The 22,692-nt window shown below is 58.2% G+C and carries 18 protein-coding genes and 2 tRNA genes; 19 read left to right on the top strand and 1 reads right to left on the bottom strand.

The window, feature by feature from the left end; all coding sequences use genetic code 11:
* Positions 1-9: 9 nt before the first annotated feature.
* The 6 genes from dnaK (at position 10) to greA (ending at position 9,465) form a co-directional block, all read left to right on the top strand.
* Positions 10-1,926 (top strand): molecular chaperone DnaK, encoded by a 1,917-nt coding sequence (dnaK, locus tag AAEO81_RS26595; protein ID WP_166597069.1) that lies wholly within the window; start codon positions 10-12, stop codon positions 1,924-1,926.
* A gap of 350 nt (positions 1,927-2,276) precedes the next feature.
* Positions 2,277-3,404 (top strand): molecular chaperone DnaJ, encoded by a 1,128-nt coding sequence (gene dnaJ / locus AAEO81_RS26590; RefSeq protein ID WP_166597068.1) that lies wholly within the window; start codon positions 2,277-2,279, stop codon positions 3,402-3,404.
* 10 nt (positions 3,405-3,414) lie between these two features.
* Positions 3,415-4,221 carry a 4-hydroxy-tetrahydrodipicolinate reductase gene (gene dapB / locus AAEO81_RS26585; protein ID WP_341959974.1) on the top strand — a complete coding sequence of 269 codons (807 nt, stop codon included), beginning with the start codon at positions 3,415-3,417 and terminating at the stop codon, positions 4,219-4,221.
* A 281-nt stretch (positions 4,222-4,502) separates the two neighbouring features.
* The gene (carA, locus tag AAEO81_RS26580) at positions 4,503-5,639 is read left to right on the top strand and encodes a glutamine-hydrolyzing carbamoyl-phosphate synthase small subunit (protein ID WP_341959973.1); all 1,137 of its coding nucleotides are present in this window, start codon (positions 4,503-4,505) and stop codon (positions 5,637-5,639) included.
* Positions 5,640-5,764: 125 nt separating this feature from the next.
* The gene (gene carB / locus AAEO81_RS26575; RefSeq protein WP_341959972.1) at positions 5,765-8,986 is read left to right on the top strand and encodes a carbamoyl-phosphate synthase large subunit; all 3,222 of its coding nucleotides are present in this window, start codon (positions 5,765-5,767) and stop codon (positions 8,984-8,986) included.
* A gap of 2 nt (positions 8,987-8,988) precedes the next feature.
* Positions 8,989-9,465, top strand: coding sequence for a transcription elongation factor GreA (gene greA / locus AAEO81_RS26570; protein ID WP_166597136.1), 477 nt, complete (start codon positions 8,989-8,991; stop codon positions 9,463-9,465).
* A 96-nt stretch (positions 9,466-9,561) separates the two neighbouring features.
* Here the strand turns inward: greA and yhbY are convergent, their stop codons facing one another.
* Positions 9,562-9,870 carry a ribosome assembly RNA-binding protein YhbY gene (gene yhbY, locus AAEO81_RS26565; protein WP_093465544.1) on the bottom strand — a complete coding sequence of 103 codons (309 nt, stop codon included), beginning with the start codon at positions 9,868-9,870 and terminating at the stop codon, positions 9,562-9,564.
* A 104-nt stretch (positions 9,871-9,974) separates the two neighbouring features.
* On the opposite strand from yhbY, the gene rlmE reads away from it, so the two are divergent.
* The 13 genes from rlmE to truB all read left to right on the top strand — a co-directional run bounded on the left by rlmE (position 9,975) and on the right by truB (position 22,627).
* On the top strand, positions 9,975-10,625 hold the full coding sequence (rlmE, locus tag AAEO81_RS26560; protein ID WP_166597064.1) for a 23S rRNA (uridine(2552)-2'-O)-methyltransferase RlmE: 651 nt from the start codon (positions 9,975-9,977) through the stop codon (positions 10,623-10,625).
* A 187-nt stretch (positions 10,626-10,812) separates the two neighbouring features.
* Positions 10,813-12,723 (top strand): ATP-dependent zinc metalloprotease FtsH, encoded by a 1,911-nt coding sequence (gene ftsH, locus AAEO81_RS26555; RefSeq protein ID WP_166597063.1) that lies wholly within the window; start codon positions 10,813-10,815, stop codon positions 12,721-12,723.
* An 8-nt stretch (positions 12,724-12,731) separates the two neighbouring features.
* Positions 12,732-13,583: a dihydropteroate synthase gene (gene folP, locus AAEO81_RS26550; RefSeq protein ID WP_341959970.1), complete on the top strand. Its 852-nt coding sequence runs from the start codon at positions 12,732-12,734 to the stop codon at positions 13,581-13,583.
* Between the two features lie 16 nt (positions 13,584-13,599).
* Positions 13,600-14,943, top strand: a complete 1,344-nt coding sequence (gene glmM / locus AAEO81_RS26545) for a phosphoglucosamine mutase (protein WP_341959969.1) — start codon at positions 13,600-13,602, stop codon at positions 14,941-14,943.
* Positions 14,944-15,009: 66 nt separating this feature from the next.
* Positions 15,010-15,765, top strand: a complete 756-nt coding sequence (gene tpiA / locus AAEO81_RS26540; protein ID WP_341959967.1) for a triose-phosphate isomerase — start codon at positions 15,010-15,012, stop codon at positions 15,763-15,765.
* A gap of 4 nt (positions 15,766-15,769) precedes the next feature.
* Positions 15,770-16,153: a preprotein translocase subunit SecG gene (secG, locus tag AAEO81_RS26535; protein WP_166597059.1), complete on the top strand. Its 384-nt coding sequence runs from the start codon at positions 15,770-15,772 to the stop codon at positions 16,151-16,153.
* A 45-nt stretch (positions 16,154-16,198) separates the two neighbouring features.
* Positions 16,199-16,284 (top strand) — tRNA-Leu (locus AAEO81_RS26530).
* A gap of 97 nt (positions 16,285-16,381) precedes the next feature.
* Positions 16,382-16,458: transfer RNA gene (locus AAEO81_RS26525), tRNA-Met, on the top strand.
* Between the two features lie 132 nt (positions 16,459-16,590).
* Positions 16,591-17,049 carry a ribosome maturation factor RimP gene (rimP, locus tag AAEO81_RS26520; RefSeq protein ID WP_166597135.1) on the top strand — a complete coding sequence of 153 codons (459 nt, stop codon included), beginning with the start codon at positions 16,591-16,593 and terminating at the stop codon, positions 17,047-17,049.
* Between the two features lie 47 nt (positions 17,050-17,096).
* Positions 17,097-18,578: a transcription termination factor NusA gene (gene nusA, locus AAEO81_RS26515; RefSeq protein WP_166597058.1), complete on the top strand. Its 1,482-nt coding sequence runs from the start codon at positions 17,097-17,099 to the stop codon at positions 18,576-18,578.
* A gap of 27 nt (positions 18,579-18,605) precedes the next feature.
* Positions 18,606-21,146, top strand: a complete 2,541-nt coding sequence (gene infB / locus AAEO81_RS26510) for a translation initiation factor IF-2 (protein ID WP_341959965.1) — start codon at positions 18,606-18,608, stop codon at positions 21,144-21,146.
* 157 nt (positions 21,147-21,303) lie between these two features.
* Positions 21,304-21,705 carry a 30S ribosome-binding factor RbfA gene (gene rbfA / locus AAEO81_RS26505; protein ID WP_166597056.1) on the top strand — a complete coding sequence of 134 codons (402 nt, stop codon included), beginning with the start codon at positions 21,304-21,306 and terminating at the stop codon, positions 21,703-21,705.
* Between the two features lie 4 nt (positions 21,706-21,709).
* Positions 21,710-22,627 carry a tRNA pseudouridine(55) synthase TruB gene (gene truB, locus AAEO81_RS26500; protein ID WP_166597055.1) on the top strand — a complete coding sequence of 306 codons (918 nt, stop codon included), beginning with the start codon at positions 21,710-21,712 and terminating at the stop codon, positions 22,625-22,627.
* Positions 22,628-22,692: the final 65 nt, after the last annotated feature.

Here is a 22,692-nt window from a genome sequence, read left to right as displayed (position 1 = left end):
GAGTCAAACATGGGCAAGATTATCGGCATCGACCTGGGGACCACCAACTCCTGCGTCTCGGTTCTGGAAAACGGCGTCGCCAAGGTTATCGAAAACGCTGAAGGCGCGCGTACCACCCCTTCGATCATCGCGTACGCCAACGACGGCGAAACGCTGGTCGGCCAGTCGGCCAAGCGTCAGGCGGTCACCAACCCGCACAACACCCTGTACGCGGTAAAGCGTCTGATCGGTCGCAAGTTCGACGAAGAAGTCGTTCAGAAAGACATCGGCATGGTTCCCTACAAGATCGCCAAGGCTGACAACGGCGACGCGTGGGTTTCGGTCAACGACAAGAAGATGTCGCCTCCTCAGATTTCCGCTGAAATCCTGAAGAAGATGAAAAAGACCGCTGAAGACTACCTCGGCGAGTCCGTCACCGAAGCGGTCATCACTGTTCCTGCCTACTTCAACGATAGCCAGCGCCAGGCCACCAAAGACGCCGGCCGCATCGCGGGCCTGGACGTAAAACGCATCATCAACGAACCGACCGCCGCTGCTCTGGCGTACGGTATGGACAAAGCCAAGGGCGACCACACTGTCATCGTTTATGACCTGGGTGGCGGTACCTTCGACGTGTCGGTCATCGAGATCGCTGAAGTCGACGGCGAGCACCAGTTTGAAGTGTTGGCCACCAACGGCGACACCTTCCTGGGTGGTGAGGACTTCGACATTCGTCTGATCGACTACCTCGTTGACGAATTCAAGAAAGAAAGCGGCATGAACCTCAAAGGTGACCCGCTGGCGATGCAGCGTCTGAAAGAAGCTGCCGAGAAGGCCAAGATCGAGCTGTCCTCCAGCCAGTCCACCGACGTCAACCTGCCGTATATCACTGCAGACGCGACAGGTCCGAAGCACCTGAACGTGAAGATCTCCCGCGCCAAGCTGGAATCGCTGGTTGAAGACCTGGTTGCCCGCACCATCGAGCCTTGCCGCATCGCGTTGAAAGACTCCGGTATCGACATCGGTGCGATCAACGACGTGATCCTGGTCGGCGGTCAGACCCGTATGCCGCTGGTTCAGCAGAAAGTGACCGAATTCTTCGGTAAAGAAGCCCGTAAGGACGTCAACCCTGACGAAGCCGTTGCCATGGGTGCTGCGATTCAAGGTGCGGTACTGGCCGGCGACGTGAAAGACGTTCTGCTGCTGGACGTCAGCCCGCTGACCCTGGGTATTGAAACCATGGGTGGCGTGATGACTGCGCTGATCGAGAAAAACACCACGATTCCTACCAAGAAATCGCAAGTGTTCTCGACCGCCGACGACAACCAGAGCGCCGTGACCATTCACGTGCTGCAAGGTGAGCGCAAGCAGGCTGCATCGAACAAGTCCCTGGGCAAGTTCGACCTGGCCGAGATTCCACCGGCGCCACGTGGCGTGCCTCAGATCGAAGTGACCTTCGACATCGACGCCAACGGCATCCTGCACGTCGGCGCGAAAGACAAGGCCACGGGCAAGACTCAGTCGATCGTGATCAAGGCCAACTCGGGTCTGTCGGATGAAGAAATCCAGCAGATGATCCGCGACGCTGAGGCGAACTCGGAAGCGGACAAGAAGTTCGAAGAGCTGGCCGCGGCCCGCAACCAGGGTGATGCACTGGTTCACTCGACTCGCAAGATGGTCGCTGACGCAGGTGACAAGGTCACTGAAGAAGAGAAGACCGCGATCGAAGCTGCTGTGGTTGCCCTGGAAGCTGCTGTGAAAGGCGACGACAAGGCTGCCATCGACGCCAAGGTCGAAGAGCTGTCGAAAGTCTCTGCTCCAGTGGCGCAGAAAATGTACGCCGAGCAGGCTGAAAAGCCGGAAGCTGGCGCGCAGGCGGCCCAGGAAGAGCACAAGGCTGACGACGTGGTCGATGCCGAGTTCGAAGAAGTCAAAGACCAGAAGTGATGATTGAGGTGAGCCGTCATAAAAAGACGTCAGTTCACTTGATCATCGGTTGACCGCTCTTGAGTGGTCGCTGGTAGGATGTCGCCGCGCGGGAGCTTGCTCCCGCGTTGGCGTGTCTGGAACACCCGAAATTTCAGGGCTCGCGCACTTCGATTCGCGGGCCCCGTGGCAAAGCCGGATGCTCCTGCAAACCGGCTTGTTCTGCCGCTTTACCCGGTCGATCGAAGGCCGTTGAACCAAGACCAGGATCGTTGAATTGACGTGAGTTGGGTCCGGGCCTGAAAGGGGCTCAACGAGTTCGGCAAACTCAGGAGGGTTATGTCGGACGTCCTCAAGAGTGCAGAAAACTTATGTCAAAGCGTGACTATTACGAAGTATTGGGGGTGGAGCGCGGCTCCAGCGAGGCGGACCTGAAAAAGGCGTACCGTCGTCTCGCGATGAAATATCACCCTGACCGCAATCCGGGCGACAAGGCCTCGGAAGATTCTTTCAAGGAAGCCAACGAGGCTTACGAAGTGCTGTCCGATGCCAGCAAGCGCGCGGCCTATGACCAGTACGGTCATGCCGGTGTCGATCAGGGCATGGGTGGCGGCGGTTTCGGCGGCGGCGGCGCGAACTTCTCCGACATTTTCGGCGATGTGTTCAGCGACTTCTTCGGTGGCGGTCGTGCGGGCGGTGGCCGTGGCGGTGCCCAGCGTGGCAGTGACCTGCGTTACACCCTCGAACTGAATCTCGAAGAAGCCGTGCGTGGCACCACCGTCAGCATTCGCGTGCCGACTTTGGTCAATTGCAAACCGTGTGATGGCAGCGGTGCGAAGAAAGGCTCCTCGCCTGTCACGTGTCCAACTTGCGGCGGCATCGGCCAGGTGCGTATGCAGCAGGGCTTCTTCTCTGTTCAACAGACCTGCCCGCGTTGCCACGGCAACGGCAAGATCATCTCCGACCCTTGCGACTCCTGCCACGGCGAAGGCCGTGTCGAAGAGTACAAGACGCTGTCGGTCAAGGTGCCAGCAGGCGTCGATACTGGCGACCGTATTCGTCTGTCGGGCGAAGGCGAGGCGGGTGTTCAGGGTGGGCCTACGGGTGACCTCTACGTTGTGATCAACGTGCGCGAGCACGCGATTTTCCAGCGCGACGGCAAGCACCTGTATTGCGAAGTGCCGATCAGCTTCACCGACGCGGCATTGGGCGGCGAGCTGGAAGTGCCGACGCTGGACGGTCGCGTCAAATTGAAGATTCCGGAAGGCACCCAGACCGGCAAGCAATTCCGTCTGCGTGGCAAAGGCGTCGCGCCGGTGCGTGGCGGTGGTGCAGGCGATTTGATGTGCCGCGTAGCGGTGGAAACCCCGGTCAACCTGGGTCGTCGTCAGCGTGAACTGCTCGAAGAATTCCGTGCGTCGCTGGAGGGTGACAGCTCTCACTCACCGAAAGCCAGTGGCTGGTTCGAAGGCGTGAAGCGTTTCTTCGGCGATCTCTAAGGAGCAGGGCATGCGACGTATTGCTGTGATGGGCGCTGCCGGGCGCATGGGCAGGCATCTGGTCGAGGCCGTTCAGGAGCGCGCACCGCTTACCGGGTTGACGGCGGCCATCGTTCGTCCGGGCAGCACCATGATTGGTGCCGACGCGGGAGAGCTGGCTTCGCTGGGCCGAATCGGTGTGCAACTGACGGGCAATCTGGAGCAGGTCGCGGACGAGTTTGACGTCCTGATCGACTTCACGCTGCCAGACGTCATGCTGAAAAATCTCGCGTTTTGTCGCAAGGCTGGCAAGGCCATGGTCATCGGCACCACCGGATTGAACGCTGAGCAGAAACACGTGCTGAGCGAGGCGAGCCAAGAGATTCCGATCGTCTTCGCCTCCAATTTCAGCGTGGGTGTAAACCTGTCGTTCAAACTGCTGGACCTGGCTGCGCGGGTGATGGGTGACGACGCCGACATTGAAATCATCGAAGCGCATCACCGCAACAAGGTCGATGCGCCTTCGGGCACGGCGGTCAGCATGGGCGAGGTGGTTGCCAATGCGCTGGGGCGTGATCTGAACAAGGTCGCGGTCTATGGTCGTGAAGGGCACACAGGCGTTCGTGAGCGCGAGACCATTGGTTTCGCGACGGTGCGGGGCGGCGATGTGGTCGGAGATCACACCGTCCTGTTCGCCGCCGAAGGTGAGCGACTGGAGATTACGCACAAGGCTTCCAGTCGCATGACGTTCGCCAAGGGAGCCGTACGTGCAGCGCTCTGGCTCGATGGCAAGGCGCCGGGTCTGTACGACATGCAAGACGTGCTCGACCTGCGCTGATCGGTCGCGCCGATCTCGGCAACAATGCGGGCAGGAAGGGGGTTTTCCCTGTATCCTGCCCGCAGTTTCACACCGCTACGCGATGTCCTGTCGCATTCCCCAGCCTTTAAGGCGTTTTAGCGGTGGATTAAAAAACACTTTTTCTGTAAGCTACAGCTTTAGTGTGTCCACTAAAAGCGCGCAGATAATTCGATGAAAAAAGCGGGGTGACGTGTCCAAACGTCATTCCGCTTTTTTACAACCTGCGATCGCCCTTTCAGGCTTTATTACGGGAGGTCTTCTTGACTAAGCCAGCCATACTCGCCCTTGCTGATGGCAGCATTTTTCGCGGCGAAGCCATTGGAGCCGACGGTCAAACCGTTGGTGAGGTGGTGTTCAACACCGCAATGACCGGCTATCAGGAAATCCTTACCGATCCTTCCTATGCCCAGCAAATCGTCACCCTGACCTACCCTCACATCGGCAACACTGGCACTACGCCGGAAGACGCCGAATCCGACCGCGTGTGGTCGGCGGGCCTGGTGATTCGTGACCTGCCACTGGTAGCGAGCAACTGGCGTAACAAGATGTCCCTGGCTGACTATCTGAAGGCCAACAACGTCGTTGCCATCGCCGGTATCGACACCCGCCGCCTGACCCGCATCCTGCGTGAGAAAGGCGCACAGAACGGCTGCATCATGGCCGGTGACAACATCTCCGAAGAAGCAGCCATCGCAGCGGCTCGTGGTTTCCCTGGCCTGAAGGGCATGGATCTGGCGAAAGTCGTCAGCACCCAGGAAAGCTATGAATGGCGCTCCAGTGTCTGGAGCCTGAAAACCGATAGCCATCCAGAGATCGCTGCAGCCGATTTGCCCTACAACGTTGTGGCTTACGACTACGGCGTCAAGACCAACATCCTGCGCATGCTGGTCGAGCGCGGCTGCCGCGTGACCGTGGTGCCTGCGCAAACCCCGGCCAGTGAAGTCCTCGCGCTCAATCCGGATGGCGTGTTCCTGTCCAACGGCCCCGGCGACCCCGAGCCTTGCGACTATGCGATTCAGGCGATCAAGGACGTGCTGCAGACCGAAGTTCCGGTGTTCGGCATCTGCCTGGGCCACCAGCTGCTGGCCTTGGCCTCCGGCGCCAAGACCGTCAAGATGGGGCATGGCCACCACGGTGCCAACCACCCGGTTCAGGACCTGGACACCGGTGTCGTCATGATCACCAGCCAGAACCACGGTTTTGCGGTAGACGAGGCGACCCTGCCGGGCAACGTCCGAGCGATTCACAAATCGCTGTTTGACGGCACCCTGCAAGGCATCGAGCGCACCGACAAGGACGCGTTCAGCTTCCAGGGCCACCCTGAGGCGAGCCCGGGCCCGAACGACGTCGCGCCGCTGTTTGATCGCTTCATCACTGCCATGGCCAAGCGCCGCTAAGCGGCTGACTGTCGACCATAGCGAGCAGGTGACTGCGGCGGGCCGGATCAAATCCGACAGCCCGCCTGGCACCTGAGAATGTTCAAGACGGCTTGCCGACTGACACAGGATTCGAGTGACAACCCATGCCAAAACGTACAGACATTAAAAGCATCCTGATTCTTGGTGCTGGCCCGATCGTGATCGGCCAGGCTTGTGAATTCGACTACTCCGGCGCCCAGGCCTGTAAAGCCCTGCGCGAAGAGGGTTACCGCGTCATCCTGGTGAACTCCAACCCGGCCACCATCATGACTGACCCGTCCATGGCCGACGCGACCTACATCGAGCCGATCAAATGGGCAACCGTTGCCAAGATCATCGAGAAAGAGCGTCCGGACGCACTGCTGCCGACCATGGGTGGCCAAACCGCACTGAACTGCGCACTGGACCTGGAGCGCGAGGGCGTTCTGGAGAAGTTCGGCGTAGAGATGATCGGTGCCAACGCTGACACCATCGACAAGGCAGAAGACCGTTCGCGCTTCGACAAAGCTATGAAGGCCATCGGTCTGGAATGCCCGCGTTCCGGTATTGCTCACACGATGGAAGAGGCCAATGCGGTCCTCGAAAAGCTCGGCTTCCCGTGCATCATCCGTCCGTCCTTCACCATGGGCGGCACTGGCGGCGGTATCGCGTACAACCGTGAAGAGTTCGAAGAAATCTGCGCCCGTGGTCTTGACCTGTCACCGACCAAAGAGCTGCTGATCGACGAATCCCTGATCGGCTGGAAAGAATATGAGATGGAAGTTGTCCGCGACAAAAAGGACAACTGCATCATCGTTTGCTCCATCGAAAACTTCGACCCGATGGGCGTGCACACCGGTGACTCGATCACCGTGGCGCCTGCGCAGACCCTGACCGACAAGGAATATCAGATCCTGCGTAACGCCTCGCTGGCAGTCTTGCGCGAGATCGGCGTTGAAACCGGCGGTTCCAACGTGCAATTCGGTATCTGCCCGGACACTGGCCGCATGGTCGTGATCGAGATGAACCCGCGGGTTTCCCGCTCGTCGGCTCTGGCCTCGAAGGCCACAGGTTTCCCGATCGCTAAAGTCGCCGCCAAGCTGGCCGTGGGTTACACCCTGGACGAACTGCAGAACGACATCACCGGCGGCAAAACCCCGGCGTCCTTCGAGCCGTCCATCGACTACGTCGTCACCAAGCTGCCACGCTTCGCCTTCGAGAAGTTCTCCAAGGCTGATGCGCGACTGACCACTCAGATGAAGTCGGTCGGTGAAGTCATGGCTATCGGCCGCACCTTCCAGGAATCCCTGCAGAAAGCCCTGCGCGGTCTGGAAGTGGGCGTCAGCGGTCTCGATCCAAAGCTGGACCTGACCGACCCCGAAAGCGCTAGCATCCTCAAGCGCGAACTGACCGTTCCGGGCGCCGAGCGCATCTGGTACGTCGCCGACGCATTCCGCGCTGGCATGACCGTTGAGCAAATCTTCGGCATGAACATGATCGACCCTTGGTTCCTGGTGCAGATCGAAGATCTGATCAAGGAAGAAGAGAAGGTCAAGACTATGGGCATGTCGGCCATCGATCGCGACGTAATGTTCCGTCTGAAGCGCAAAGGCTTCTCTGACGCACGTCTGGCCAAGCTGTTGGGTGTGACCGAGAAGAGCCTGCGCGCTCATCGTCACAAGCTCGAGATCTACCCGGTCTACAAGCGCGTCGATACTTGCGCCGCCGAGTTCGCGACCGACACCGCGTACATGTACTCCACGTACGAAGAAGAGTGCGAAGCCAACCCGTCGACGCGCGACAAGATCATGATCCTGGGCGGCGGTCCAAACCGTATCGGCCAAGGGATCGAATTCGACTACTGCTGCGTACACGCGGCATTGGCCCTGCGCGATGACGGGTATGAGACCATCATGGTCAACTGCAACCCGGAAACCGTATCGACCGACTACGACACCTCTGATCGCCTGTACTTCGAGCCAGTGACCCTGGAAGACGTGCTGGAAATTGTCCGCGTCGAGAAGCCGAAAGGTGTGATCGTCCAATACGGCGGCCAAACCCCGCTGAAACTGGCCCGCGCTCTGGAAGCTGCTGGCGTGCCGATCATCGGCACAAGCCCTGACGCCATCGACCGTGCGGAAGACCGCGAGCGCTTCCAGCAGATGGTTGAGCGTCTGAACCTGCGTCAGCCGCCAAACGCCACTGTGCGCAGCGAAGACGAAGCGATTCGTGCCGCCGCCAAGATCGGTTACCCACTGGTGGTTCGCCCGTCCTACGTACTGGGTGGCCGTGCGATGGAAATCGTTTACCAGGAAGACGAACTCAAGCGCTATCTGCGTGAAGCGGTTCAAGTGTCGAACGACAGTCCGGTGCTGTTGGACCACTTCCTGAACTGCGCCATCGAAATGGACGTGGATGCGGTCTGCGACGGCACTGACGTCGTGATCGGCGCAATCATGCAGCACATCGAGCAGGCCGGCGTTCACTCCGGTGACTCCGCGTGCTCGCTGCCGCCGTACTCGCTGCCTGCGCACATCCAGGACGAGATGCGTGAACAGGTCAAGAAAATGGCCCTGGAGCTGGGCGTTATCGGCCTCATGAACGTTCAGTTGGCGCTGCAGGGCGAAGACATCTACGTCATCGAAGTAAACCCGCGTGCTTCCCGTACCGTGCCGTTCGTGTCCAAGTGCATCGGTGTTTCCCTGGCAATGATCGCTGCGCGCGTGATGGCCGGCAAAACCCTGAAAGAACTGGGCTTCACCAAGGAAATCATTCCGAACTTCTACAGTGTGAAAGAGGCGGTATTCCCATTCGCCAAATTCCCTGGCGTTGACCCGATCCTTGGGCCAGAGATGAAGTCCACGGGCGAAGTCATGGGTGTCGGTGACACCTTCGGCGAAGCGTTCGCTAAAGCGCAAATGGGCGCCAGCGAAGTGTTGCCGACCGGCGGTACCGCGTTCATCAGCGTGCGTGACGACGACAAGCCTCTGGTGGCTGGCGTTGCTCGCAGTCTGATCGAGCTGGGCTTCGACGTTGTGGCAACCGCTGGCACTGCGCGTTTGATCGAGGCTGCTGGCCTGAAAGTGCGCCGCGTGAACAAAGTGACCGAGGGCCGTCCTCACGTGGTCGACATGATCAAGAACGACGAAGTCACCTTGATCATCAACACCACCGAAGGTCGTCAGTCGATCGCGGACTCCTATTCCATCCGTCGCAACGCCTTGCAGCACAAGATCTACTGCACCACCACCATTGCTGCGGGCGAGGCTATCTGTGAAGCGCTGAAGTTCGGCCCTGAAAAGACCGTACGTCGCTTGCAGGATCTACATGCAGGATTGAAGGCATGAGCATTACTAAATATCCGATGACCGTCCAGGGCGCCAAGGCCCTGGAAGACGAACACGCTCACCTCACCAAGGTCGTCCGTCCGAAGCTTAGCCAAGACATTGGCACGGCTCGCGAGCTGGGTGACCTGAAAGAAAATGCCGAATACCATGCTGCTCGCGAGCAGCAAGGCATGGTCGAGGCGCGTATCCGTGACATCGAAGGTCGCATGCAAAATGCCGTGATCATCGATGTCAGCACGATCGCCCATACTGGCAAGGTCATTTTCGGTACGACCGTGGAGCTTGCCAACGTTGAGACTGACGAGCAGGTGACTTACCAGATCGTGGGTGAGGACGAGGCCAACATCAAACTGGGCAAGATTTCAGTCGGTGCGCCGATTGCCCGGGCGATCATTGGCAAAGAAGAAGGCGATGTCGTTGCGATCAAAACACCGAGTGGTGTGATCGAGTACGAGATCGTTGAGGTCAAGCACATCTGACTTCGTGGCTCGCATGCCGCTCTCTTCAAGTGGCGTGCGGCAGAGGCAGGTGCCGTTCAGAGGCGCGCAGGTCGCGCCTCCTGACGGGTGTCGCCGTTACTTGTAACGGTGAATGTTGGACAGCTGTTTGTTAGGCTGCGGGTTCTTGCGGTAGATCAGCGCCATTTTGCCGATGGTCTGTACCAGTTCAGCACGACCTTGCTTGCACAGTTCTTCGATCACGGCGCGACGCTCGTCGCGGTCTTCCAGCTTGATCTGAACCTTGATCAGTTCATGATCGACCAAAGCGCGGTCCAGCTCGGCCAGGACGCCTTCGCTCAGGCCATTGCCGGCAACCATCAGAACCGGCTTCAGGTCATGTCCAATGGATTTGTATTGTTTCTTCTGCTCGTTATTGAGCGGCATAATCTGACCCTTTTCGTCTGATTCTGTAAAATTGGCGGGCATTTTACCCGAGGGGCCGTGGCTCCGCCCAGTTAATCACGACCCTTTCATCATCGAGGTGCCCCGTGGCGCAGCGTTCAAAGAGCAGCCAGAACTGGCTGAGAGAGCATTTCAACGACCCTTTCGTCAAGCAGGCGCAGAAGGATGGCTACCGCTCGCGGGCGAGTTACAAGCTTTTGGAGATCCAGGAAAAGGACCGTCTTATCCGTCCCGGCATGACCGTGGTCGATCTGGGCGCGGCGCCTGGGGGCTGGTCCCAGGTGACCAGTCGTCTGATTGGTGGTCAAGGTCGTTTGATTGCGTCCGACATTCTGGAAATGGACAGCATCCCCGACGTGACCTTCATTCAAGGGGATTTCACTGAGGATGCCGTGTTCAAACAAATCCTCGAAGCGATCGGTAATACGGAAGTAGACCTTGTGATTTCCGATATGGCCCCCAATATGAGTGGATTGAGCGCTGTGGATATGCCACGCGCCATGTTCCTTTGTGAGTTGGCGCTCGACCTGGCGGGTCGGGTTCTGCGTCCAGGTGGCGACTTTTTGATCAAAATCTTCCAGGGCGAAGGTTTTGATACCTACCACAAGGACGTTCGGAAAATGTTCGACAAGGTGCAGATGCGCAAACCCTCGTCGTCCCGTGACCGGTCGCGTGAACAGTACCTGCTGGGCCGTGGATTCAAGGGCGGTTATGAGGCCCCAAGCCAATTTGAGTGAAGGCAATAGCTTTTTTCAAATGGCTTTATTCATGAAGCGTAACGAACATCTTGTAGTCAAAGTTTCACAAAGGGTTACAGACGCCGCCTGCCACACCTGTAGGATCTGTAGTAAGTTAGGCCGGTGAATATCATGCGAGGCACGCTCCTGCGTGGAGCTTGCTTCAGAGGGTAGCTAATTGAACGATATGGCAAAGAATTTGATCCTGTGGTTGATCATCGCTGCGGTCCTGGTGACCGTGATGAACAACTTCTCCAGCCCGAACGAGCCGCAGACCCTCAACTACTCCGAGTTCATCCAGCAAGTGAAGGATGGCAAGGTCGAGAAAGTTGCCGTTGACGGTTACGTCATCACGGGCAAGCGCAGCGACGGTGACACCTTCAAGACCATTCGTCCGGCGATTCAGGACAACGGCCTGATCGGTGACCTTGTCGACAACAATGTCGTGATCGAAGGCAAGCAGCCTGAGCAGCAGAGCATCTGGACTCAGCTGCTTGTCGCGAGCTTCCCGATTCTCGTAATCATTGCTGTCTTCATGTTCTTCATGCGCCAGATGCAAGGCGGCGCGGGGGGCAAGGGAGGGCCGATGAGCTTCGGCAAGAGCAAGGCGCGCCTGCTCTCCGAAGATCAGGTCAAGACCACCCTGGCTGACGTCGCGGGTTGCGATGAGGCAAAAGAAGAAGTCGGCGAACTGGTTGAATTCCTGCGCGATCCGGGCAAATTCCAGCGCCTGGGCGGTCGTATTCCGCGCGGCGTGCTGATGGTGGGTCCACCGGGTACCGGTAAAACGCTGCTTGCCAAGGCGATTGCTGGCGAAGCGAAAGTGCCTTTCTTCACTATTTCCGGTTCTGACTTCGTTGAAATGTTCGTGGGTGTCGGTGCAAGCCGTGTTCGCGACATGTTCGAACAAGCCAAGAAACACGCGCCATGCATCATCTTCATCGACGAAATCGACGCCGTCGGTCGCCATCGCGGCGCTGGCATGGGCGGCGGTCACGATGAGCGTGAGCAGACTCTCAACCAGTTGCTGGTAGAGATGGACGGCTTCGAAATGAATGACGGCATCATCGTGATCGCCGCGACCAACCGTCCTGACGTACTCGACCCTGCGCTGCTGCGCCCGGGCCGTTTCGACCGTCAGGTCGTGGTTGGTCTGCCAGACATTCGCGGTCGTGAACAGATTCTGAAAGTGCACATGCGTAAGGTGCCGATGGGTGATGACGTCAATGCTGCCGTCATTGCTCGTGGTACGCCTGGCTTCTCCGGTGCAGACCTTGCCAACCTCGTCAACGAAGCCTCGCTGTTCGCGGCTCGCGTGGGCAAACGCATCGTCGAGATGAAAGAGTTCGAGCTGGCCAAAGACAAGATCATGATGGGCGCCGAGCGTAAATCGATGGTCATGTCCGAGAAAGAGAAGCAGAACACCGCTTATCACGAAGCCGGTCACGCCATCGTGGGTCGCGTCGTGCCTGAGCATGACCCGGTCTACAAGGTGTCGATCATTCCACGTGGTCGTGCATTGGGCGTCACGATGTTCCTTCCTGAAGAGGACCGTTACAGCCTGTCCAAGCGTGCGTTGATCAGCCAGATCTGCTCGCTCTATGGTGGTCGTATCGCGGAAGAGATGACGTTGGGCTTTGACGGCGTCACCACGGGTGCTTCGAACGACATCATGCGCGCCAGCCAAATTGCCCGGAACATGGTCACCAAATGGGGCCTGTCCGAGAAAATGGGCCCATTGATGTACTCCGAAGACGACGACGGCGGTTATCTGGGTCGTGGTGGTGGCGGTCAGAACTCCAGTCTTTCGGGTGAAACCGCTAAGATGATCGACTCTGAAGTGCGCAGTATCATTGACCAGTGCTACGGCACGGCGAAGCAAATCCTCACCGACAACCGCGACAAGCTGGATGCGATGGCGGATGCGCTGATGAAGTATGAAACCATCGATGCTGAGCAGATCGATGACATCATGGCGGGTCGCACGCCTCGCGAACCGCGCGATTGGACAGGGGGCACCGGCACTTCCGGGACGCCAACTGCACCCGTCGGTCCGCGTCCGGAAACACCGATCGGTGGTCCAGCTGCTGAACACTAAGGCCTGACATGACTTCTGCGCTGTACCCGACCCGGTTGCCTTGCGGCAACCGGGTTCTTGATTTATCCCGGACCCACGTCATGGGCATCCTCAATATCACCCCTGATTCGTTCTCTGACGGTGGTCGGTTCGCTCAGCGCGATCTTGCCCTCCGTCATGCGGAAGCTATGGTGGCGGCTGGTGCGACACTCATAGACGTCGGCGGAGAGTCCACACGTCCGGGTGCTGCTGCGGTTTCTGCCGACGAAGAGCTGAATCGTGTTGCACCGGTCGTCGAAGCCATCAGTCGTGAGCTTGATGTGGTCATCTCGGTCGACACCTCGACACCAGCGGTCATCCTTGAGACGGCTCGGCTGGGCGCGGGGCTCATCAACGATGTGCGCTCGCTGCGACGAGAAGGTGCGCTGGAGGCGGCTGTCGCGACTGGGCTGCCCGTATGCCTGATGCACATGCGCGGCGAACCAACGGACATGCAGGACGATCCTCGTTACGACGATCTCATCGGTGAGGTGACCGCCTTTCTCGGTGAGCGAATGGACGCCTGTGTCGCGGCGGGTATTCCTGCAGAGAAGATCATTCTCGATCCAGGCTACGGTTTTGCGAAGAATCTCGATCATAACCTGAGCCTGTTCAAACATATGGAGGCGCTGCATGTGCTGGGGCGGCCTCTGCTGGTGGGTGTGTCACGCAAGAGCATGATTGGCAAAGTGCTCGACAAGCCTGTTGATCAGCGACTCTACGGTGCACTGGCTCTGGCTGCGATGGCCATGATTCAAGGTGCAAGAATTTTACGCGTGCACGATGTTGCGGAAACTGTCGACGTGGTGCGGATGATTGCCGCTGTCGAATCGGCAAAATAAGAAGGTTGGAGCCCCCATGACCCAGAAAAAATACTTCGGAACCGACGGCATTCGCGGTCGTGTCGGTCAATTTCCGATCACTCCCGATTTCATGCTGCGGCTTGGTTGGGCAGCTGGCATGGCGTTCCGCAAAATGGGCGCTTGCCGGATTCTGGTCGGCAAAGACACCCGTATTTCGGGTTACATGTTCGAATCTGCCCTGGAGGCCGGGCTGTCAGCCGCGGGTGCAGATGTGATGCTGCTCGGTCCGATGCCAACGCCTGCCATCGCCTATCTGACGCGGACGTTCCACGCCGAGGCAGGGATAGTGATCAGCGCCTCGCACAACCCGCATCACGATAACGGCATCAAGTTTTTCTCGGGTCAGGGCACCAAGCTGCCAGACGAAATCGAGATGATGATCGAGGAATTGCTTGATACGCCGATGACCGTGGCTGAGTCAGAAAAGCTCGGCAAGGTGTCGCGTATCAACGACGCAGCTGGCCGTTACATCGAATTCTGCAAAAGCAGTGTGCCGACCAGTACTGACTTTGCCGGTCTGAAATTGGTGGTCGACTGTGCGCACGGGGCAACCTATAAAGTGGCGCCCAATGTCTTTCGAGAGTTGGGCGCGAAGGTCACCGTGCTGTCGGCGGCGCCGAACGGCCTGAACATCAATGATGATTGCGGTTCGACCCATATGGGCAATCTGCAAGCGGCGGTTGTCGCTGAGAAGGCGGATCTGGGGATCGGCTTCGACGGTGATGGTGATCGAGTGCTGATGGTTGATCACACCGGTGCGATCGTCGATGGTGACGAGCTGCTCTACATCATTGCCCGCGATCTGCATGAGCGCGGTCGCCTGCAAGGTGGCGTGGTCGGGACTTTGATGAGCAACCTGGGGCTTGAACTGGCCCTCGCGGATCTGAACATTCCGTTTGTGCGTGCCAATGTTGGCGACCGTTACGTCATCGCCGAACTGCTGGAGCGCAACTGGCAGGTGGGTGGCGAGAATTCCGGTCACGTCGTTTGCTTCCAGCACACCACCACGGGTGATGCGATCATTGCCGCGCTGCAGGTGCTGCTGGCGCTCAAGCGCACCGGGCAAAACCTCGCAGAATCGCGCCAGGGCGTGAGGAAGTGCCCTCAGGTATTGGTCAACGTGCGGTTCGAGGGTGGGAATGTCGATCCAGTCGAGCACCCGGCGGTCAAGGAGGCCTGTGAGCGCGTGACGGCGGCCATGGGTGGGCGTGGGCGCGTGTTGCTGCGCAAGTCCGGCACAGAGCCTTTGGTGCGTGTGATGGTCGAAGGCGAGGACGAAACGCTGGTTGCAGGCTACGCCGATGAACTGGCAAAACTGGTTGCTGAAGTTTGCGCCTGATTACGGCTTGCCAGTGTTGAAACTGTTGGGTAACATCTGCGCCCACTTTGACCGACGAGGTACAGCATGCGTCGCCCTATGGTAGCTGGTAACTGGAAAATGCACGGTACCTGCGCCAGCGTCGCTGAGCTGGTAGAAGGTCTGGCTAATATGGCCATTCCTGACAGTGTCGACGTTGCGGTATTCCCTTCAAGTCTGCACGTCAGCTTCGTTGTCGAGTGCTTTGAAGAGCATTCGATTTCTGTAGGTGCGCAGAACTGCGCGCACGAAGCGGGTCAGGGTGCACTGACCGGTGAGATTTCACCGACTCAGTTGCAGGATGCAGGTTGCAAGCTGGTGCTGGTAGGGCACTCGGAGCGTCGCCAGATCATGGGCGAGAGCAACGAAGTCCTGAACCGCAAGTTTGCAGCTGCGCAGGCAAGTGGCTTGACCCCGGTGCTGTGCATCGGTGAAACACTTGAGCAGCGTCAGGCTGGCAAAACGCTTGAAGTTGTCGGGCAACAGCTCGACAGCATCATCGAAGAGCTGGGCATCGATGCTTTCGCGAATGCGGTCATCGCTTACGAGCCGGTCTGGGCCATTGGTACCGGACTGACAGCCTCGCCGGAACAGGCGCAGGAAGTGCACGCAGCCATTCGTGCGCAGTTGGCAAAAGAGAATTCTGAAGTCGCGCAAGGTGTGCGTCTTCTATATGGCGGCAGCGTGAAGGCGGCCAATGCGGTCGAGCTGTTCAGCATGCCGGATATCGATGGGGGCCTCATTGGAGGCGCTTCCCTGAATGCAGATGAGTTCGGTGCGATCATTCGCGCCGCGGGAAACTGAAAAAATGCTGGAAACAGTCGTAGTCGTTCTTCATCTGCTGGGTGCGCTGGGCGTTGTTGCTCTGGTATTGCTGCAGCAGGGTAAAGGTGCGGACGCTGGCGCGTCGTTCGGGGCAGGTGCATCAAATACTGTCTTCGGAGGCCAAGGTTCCTCTACCTTTCTTAGTAAGTTTACTGCTATACTTGCCGCCTGTTTCTTCATAACCAGCTTGGGGTTAGGTTACTTTGCTAAAGAGAAAGCTCACCAGCTGACTCAAGTAGGTTTGCCAGATCCAGCGGTGTTGGAAGTTAAACAAAAGCCGGCAGCAGATGATGTGCCGGTCCTGGAAGGACAACAGAAACCAGCCGCTGCTCCAGCTGATGTTCCTGCCGCTCCAGAACAGAAGTAACACAGGATTCGCAGTCGATATTGGGGCTGCAAAAAGAGTTGTAATGCCGAGGTGGTGGAATTGGTAGACACGCAACCTTGAGGTGGTTGTGCCCATAGGGTGTAGGGGTTCGAGTCCCCTTCTCGGTACCAATTAACAAGTCAGCCCGCAGTAGCGGGCTTTCTTGTAGGTGGATGTGTCGGATTGACCCAAATCGGGATCGGTCGTATACTTCCGCCCCAGCTTTGTCGCGGGGTGGAGCAGTCTGGTAGCTCGTCGGGCTCATAACCCGAAGGTCGTTGGTTCAAATCCAGCCCCCGCAACCAGTTTTAGCGGAGCCCCTTTTCAGGGGCTTTTTGTTAGCTGGACACTTTATTACGCCGCTGTTCAACGGCGTTTTTCATGAGATGGGCGCTTTGCCCATTTTTTATTTGCACAGCATGCACGAGGGGGTTCAGGTGTCGAGCAAGCTAGAACAGTTGCAGGCCTTGCTGGCCCCGGTGGTCGTGGCCCTTGGCTATGAATGCTGGGGTATCGAGTTTTCGGCCCAGGGTCGTCACTCAATGTTGCGCGTTTATATCGATAAAGAGGGCGGCGTGCTGGTGGACGATTGTGCCATCGTCAGCCGTCAGATCAGCGGTGTTCTGGACGTAGAAGATCCGATCAGCTCCGAATATACGCTCGAAGTTTCTTCTCCTGGCATGGAACGCCCGCTGTTCACGATTGAGCAGTTTGCAGCCTTTGCCGGGGAACAAGTGAAGATAAAGCTGCGCTCGCCCTTCGACGGTCGACGTAACTTTCAAGGCCTTCTCCGCGGGGTGGAGGAGCAGGATGTCGTGGTGCAAGTGGATACTCACGAATACCTGTTGCCGATCGATCTGATCGACAAAGCCAACATTATTCCCACGTTTGACTGAGACGCGGATCCCGCGGATCCAATGGCTTGCGAAAGGCGAGGCGTACGATGAGCAAAGAAGTACTGCTGGTTGTTGAGTCGGTATCCAATGAAAAAGGCGTACCGGCCGGTGTAATTTTTGAAGCGCTGGAAATCGCGTTGGCCACGGCCACTAAAAAGCGTTTTGAAGACGAAGTTGACCTGCGTGTGGAAATCAACCGCCACACGGGCGCTTACGAGACGTTCCGTCGCTGGACAGTCGTCGAAGAAGAAGACCTTGATGATCCGGCCATCGAAACCTGGCCGAGCAAGGTTGCCGAGACGCACCCCGGTGCGAACGTCGGCGATGTCGTAGAGGAAAAGATCGAGTCTATCGAGTTCGGCCGTATCGCTGCCCAGACTGCCAAGCAAGTCATTGTGCAGAAAGTACGCGAAGCCGAGCGCGCTCAAGTCGTGGACGCTTATCGTGAGCGTCTGGGCGAAATCATTTCCGGCACTGTTAAAAAAGTTACACGTGACAATGTCATCGTCGACTTAGGTAACAATGCCGAGGCGCTGCTGGCGCGTGAAGACATCATCTCCCGGGAAACTTTCCGCGTCGGTGTCCGCGTCCGTGCATTGCTCAAAGAGATCCGCACTGAAAACCGTGGTCCTCAGTTGATCCTGTCGCGTACTGCGCCAGAGATGCTGATCGAGCTGTTCCGGATTGAAGTACCGGAAATTGCCGAAGGTCTCATTGAGGTGATGGCTGCCTCTCGTGATCCTGGTTCGCGTGCAAAAATCGCAGTTCGCTCCAAGGACAAACGCATTGACCCGCAAGGCGCGTGCATCGGCATGCGTGGTTCGCGTGTCCAGGCTGTTTCCGGCGAGTTGGGCGGCGAGCGTGTGGATATTGTGCTCTGGGACGATAACCCGGCGCAGTTCGTCATCAACGCCATGTCGCCTGCCGAAGTGGCAGCGATCATCGTTGATGAAGACGCCCACGCCATGGACATCGCTGTCGGTGCGGACAACCTGGCCCAAGCGATTGGTCGCGGCGGCCAGAACGTGCGTCTGGCAAGCCAGTTGACTGGCTGGACCCTGAACGTGATGACCGAATCGGACATCCAGGCCAAGCAGCAAGCGGAAACCGGCGACATCCTGCGTAACTTCATCGAAGAGTTGGAAGTCGACGAAGAACTCGCGCAGGTTCTGGTGGACGAAGGCTTCACCAGCCTGGAAGAGATTGCCTACGTACCGTTGGAAGAAATGCTCAACATCGACGGCTTTGACGAAGACATCGTCAACGAGCTTCGTGCTCGCGCCAAGGATCGTTTGTTGACCAAAGCCATCGCTACTGAGGAAAAGCTGGCAGACGCCCATCCGGCCGAAGACCTGCTCTCGCTTGAGGGTATGGACAAGGATTTGGCGATGGAACTGGCGGTGCGCGGCGTAATTACCCGCGAAGACCTGGCCGAGCAGTCTATTGACGATCTGCTCGACATCGACGGCATTGACGATGATCGTGCCGGCAAGTTGATCATGGCCGCCCGAGCCCATTGGTTCGAGTAAGTAAATGCGGCCTGAGGAGAGAAGTGCATGACGCAAGTCACGGTGAAAGAACTGGCCAAAACGGTCGACACACCGGTAGAGCGCCTGTTACAGCAGATGCGTGAGGCAGGTCTGCCGCACACCGCCGCCGAGCAAGTTGTGACCGATAACGAAAAACAAGCCCTGTTGACGCACCTGAAAAGCGGCCACAAGGCTAAAGTGGAAGAACCGCGCAAGATCACTTTGCAGCGTAAAACCACCAGTACCCTGCGCGTTGCTGGCAGCAAAAGCATCAGCGTTGAAGTACGTAAAAAGAAAGTCTTCGTACAGCGTAGCCCGGAAGAAATCGAAGCCGAGCGCAAGCGCGAGCAGGAAGAGCGTCGTGCGGTAGAAAATGCCGCGCGTCAAAAGGCTGAAGAAGAAGCCCGTCAGCGTGCCGAAGAAGAAGCGCGCCGCCAGCCTGCTACTGCTCAGGAAACTGCTGACGCTGTTGCTGCTCCGGCGCCAGCAGCCGAAGCCGCTCCGCAAGTGGCTGCAGAGCCTGTTCAGGAAGCGCCTGTCGCTGCCCCTGCACCGGCTGCCGATATTCGCAAGCGCGAGGAGCCTCGTCGCCCTGATAAACCACGTGCCGACGATAACAATCGTCGTGGCGGCGGTGGCGATGGCGAGCGCAAAAACGCTCCGCATCGTGCTTCGGTCAAGGAAAAGGCGCCTGCGCCACGTGTCGCTCCTCGCACCACCGACGAAGAAAGCGATGGTTTCCGTCGTGGCGGTCGCGGCAAGGCGAAACTGAAGAAGCGCAACGCTCACGGCTTCCAGAACCCTACCGGTCCTGTGGTTCGTGAAGTGAAGATCGGCGAGACCATCACTGTGGGCGACCTCGCTCAACAGATGTCGGTCAAAGCTGCTGAAATCATCAAGTTCATGTTCAAGCTGGGCACGCCAGCCACCATCAACCAGGTTCTGGATCAGGAAACTGCCCAACTGGTCGCTGAAGAACTGGGCCACAAAGTGACCCTGGTCAGCGATACCGCCCTGGAAGATTCCCTGGCTGAGTCCCTGAAGTTCGAAGGTGAGACGGTTCCCCGTGCGCCGGTCGTGACCGTCATGGGTCACGTTGACCACGGTAAGACCTCGCTGCTCGACTACATCCGTCGTGCCAAGGTTGCCGCTGGCGAAGCCGGTGGTATCACCCAGCACATTGGTGCGTACCACGTTGAAACCGAGCGTGGCATGGTGACGTTCCTCGACACTCCGGGTCACGCCGCGTTTACCGCAATGCGTGCCCGTGGTGCCAAGGCGACCGACATCGTGATTCTGGTAGTTGCTGCCGACGACGGTGTCATGCCTCAAACCATCGAAGCCGTTCAGCATGCTGTCGCTGCTGGCGTTCCGTTGGTCGTGGCGGTCAACAAGATCGACAAGCCGGGTGCTGACCTGGACCGTATCCGCAGTGAACTGTCGGTTCATGGCGTAACGTCCGAAGAGTGGGGTGGTGATACCCCATTCGTACCGGTATCGGCGAAAGTCGGTACGGGTGTCGACGAACTGCTGGAAGCGGTTCTGCTTCAAGCTGAAGTTCTGGAACTGGTCGCTACGCCATCGGCCCCAGGTCGTGGTGTCGTGGTTGAATCGCGTCTGGACAAGGGCCGTGGTCCAGTGGCCACCGTTCTGGTTCAGGACGGTACGCTGCGTCAGGGCGACATGGTCCTGGTTGGCTCCAACTACGGTCGTGTCCGCGCCATGCTCGACGAGAACGGCAAATCCATCAAGGAAGCCGGTCCATCCATCCCTGTCGAGATTCTCGGCCTGGACGGTACACCGGACGCTGGCGACGAGATGAGCGTAGTTGCTGACGAGAAGAAAGCCCGTGAAGTGGCTCTGTTCCGTCAAGGCAAGTTCCGCGAAGTCAAGCTGGCCCGTGCTCACGCCGGCAAGCTGGAAAACATCTTCGAGAACATGGGTCAGGAAGAGAAGAAGACGCTCAACATCGTCCTCAAATCCGACGTCCGTGGCTCACTCGAAGCTTTGCAGGGCGCTTTGAATGGCCTGGGCAACGACGAAGTGCAAGTGCGTGTAGTGGGCGGCGGCGTCGGTGGTATCACCGAAAGCGACGCCAACCTGGCGCTGGCTTCCAACGCTGTTCTGTTCGGCTTCAACGTGCGTGCTGATGCTGGCGCGCGCAAGATCGTCGAGCAGGAAGGTCTGGACATGCGTTACTACAACGTCATCTACGACATCATCGAAGACGTCAAGAAAGCCCTTACTGGCATGCTTGGCAGCGACGTCCGGGAGAACATCCTGGGTATCGCCGAAGTTCGCGACGTGTTCCGCTCGCCGAAATTCGGTGCGATCGCCGGCTGCATGGTCATTGAAGGCGTTGTGTTCCGTAACCGTCCGATCCGTGTACTGCGTGAAGACATCGTTATCTTCGAAGGCGAGCTGGAATCCCTGCGCCGCTTCAAGGATGACGCTTCCGAAGTACGTGCCGGCATGGAATGCGGTATCGGCGTCAAGAGCTACAACGACGTCAAGGTCGGCGACAAGATCGAAGTCTTCGAGAAGGTCCAAGTGGCTCGCAGCCTCTAAATCGCGAGCTTCAGGAACTCTGGCGAACGTCGCATGAAAATGCTCAGCGCACATCATGGGTTCTAAACGCAACGCCCGGTCCGGCTTCTGCCAGGCCGGGCGTTTGCCGCTTTCAGACCGGACGGCTTTTGCCGGAGGTCAGTACAGGTAACAAGACATGGCAAAAGAATACAGCCGTACCCAACGTATCGGCGATCAGATGCAGCGCGAGCTGGCTCAACTGATCCGTCGTGAAGTCAAAGACCCGCGCGTAGGTCTGGTCACCATCACTGCTGTCGACGTCAGCCGTGATGTGGGCCACGCGAAGATTTTCATCACCGTGATGGGCCAGGACAACGCTGAAGACATCAGCCAGACCATCAAGGTCTTGAATTCCGCAGCGGGTTTCCTGCGCATGCAACTGGCGCGTGAAATGAAGCTGCGCAGCGTGCCTCAATTGCATTTCCACTACGACGAAAGCGTTGCCCGTGGCGCGCACCTGTCGGCGTTGATCGAGCGCGCGGTGGCCGAGGACGGTCAGCACGAACCTGCTGCCAAGCAAGACGGTTCGGAGGAATAACGGCGTGGCTCAGGTCAAGCGTATTCGCCGCAACGTCAGCGGCATCATCCTGCTCGACAAGCCGCTGGGTTTCACCTCCAACGCCGCCTTGCAGAAGGTGCGCTGGTTGCTCAATGCGGAAAAGGCCGGCCACACCGGTAGCCTCGATCCCCTTGCCACCGGCGTGCTGCCACTGTGCTTCGGAGAGGCGACCAAATTCTCCCAATACCTGCTCGATTCCGACAAGGGTTACGAAACCCTGATGCAGTTGGGCAAGACCACCACCACGGCGGACGCCGAAGGCGACGTGTTACAAACTCGTCCGGTGACCGTTGGTCGCTCCGATATCGAAGCTGTATTGCCTGATTTTCGTGGGCAAATCAGTCAGATACCGCCGATGTACTCTGCCCTCAAGCGTGATGGCCAGCCGTTGTACAAGTTGGCTCGCGCAGGGGAAGTGGTGGAGCGCGAACCGCGTTCTGTTACTATTGCGCGCCTGGAATTATTGGCGAGCGAAGGTGAGACCGCGCGACTGGCCGTTGACTGCAGCAAAGGCACCTATATCCGCACCCTCGTGGAAGATATCGGTGAAAAACTGGGCTGTGGCGCGTATGTTGCCGAGCTGCGTCGTACGCAAGCAGGGCCGTTCACACTGGCGCAGACTGTTACGCTGGAAGAGCTTGAAGCGGTTCACGCCGAAGGTGGTAACGAAGCGGTTGATCGTTTCCTGATGCCTTCCGACAGCGGTTTGCAGGATTGGCCTCTGCTGCAATTTTCCGAGCACAGTTCGTTTTACTGGCTGCACGGTCAGCCAGTCAGAGCCCCGGATGCGCCGAAGTTCGGCATGGTACGGGTGCAGGATCACGAAGGACGCTTCATCGGAATCGGTGAAGTGAGTGAAGACGGGCGGATTGCGCCGCGTCGTTTGATTCGGTCAGAGTGACCGAAACCCGTTGTGACAGGGTTTCCTGCACGGCGGTGAAGGGTGGCTGTTAACAGGCATGGTCA

This window comes from Pseudomonas sp. RC10 (assembly GCF_038397775.1).
In the GTDB taxonomy this organism is placed as follows: domain Bacteria; phylum Pseudomonadota; class Gammaproteobacteria; order Pseudomonadales; family Pseudomonadaceae; genus Aquipseudomonas; species Aquipseudomonas bambusae.
This window is presented reverse-complemented; position numbering and strand designations above follow the sequence as displayed.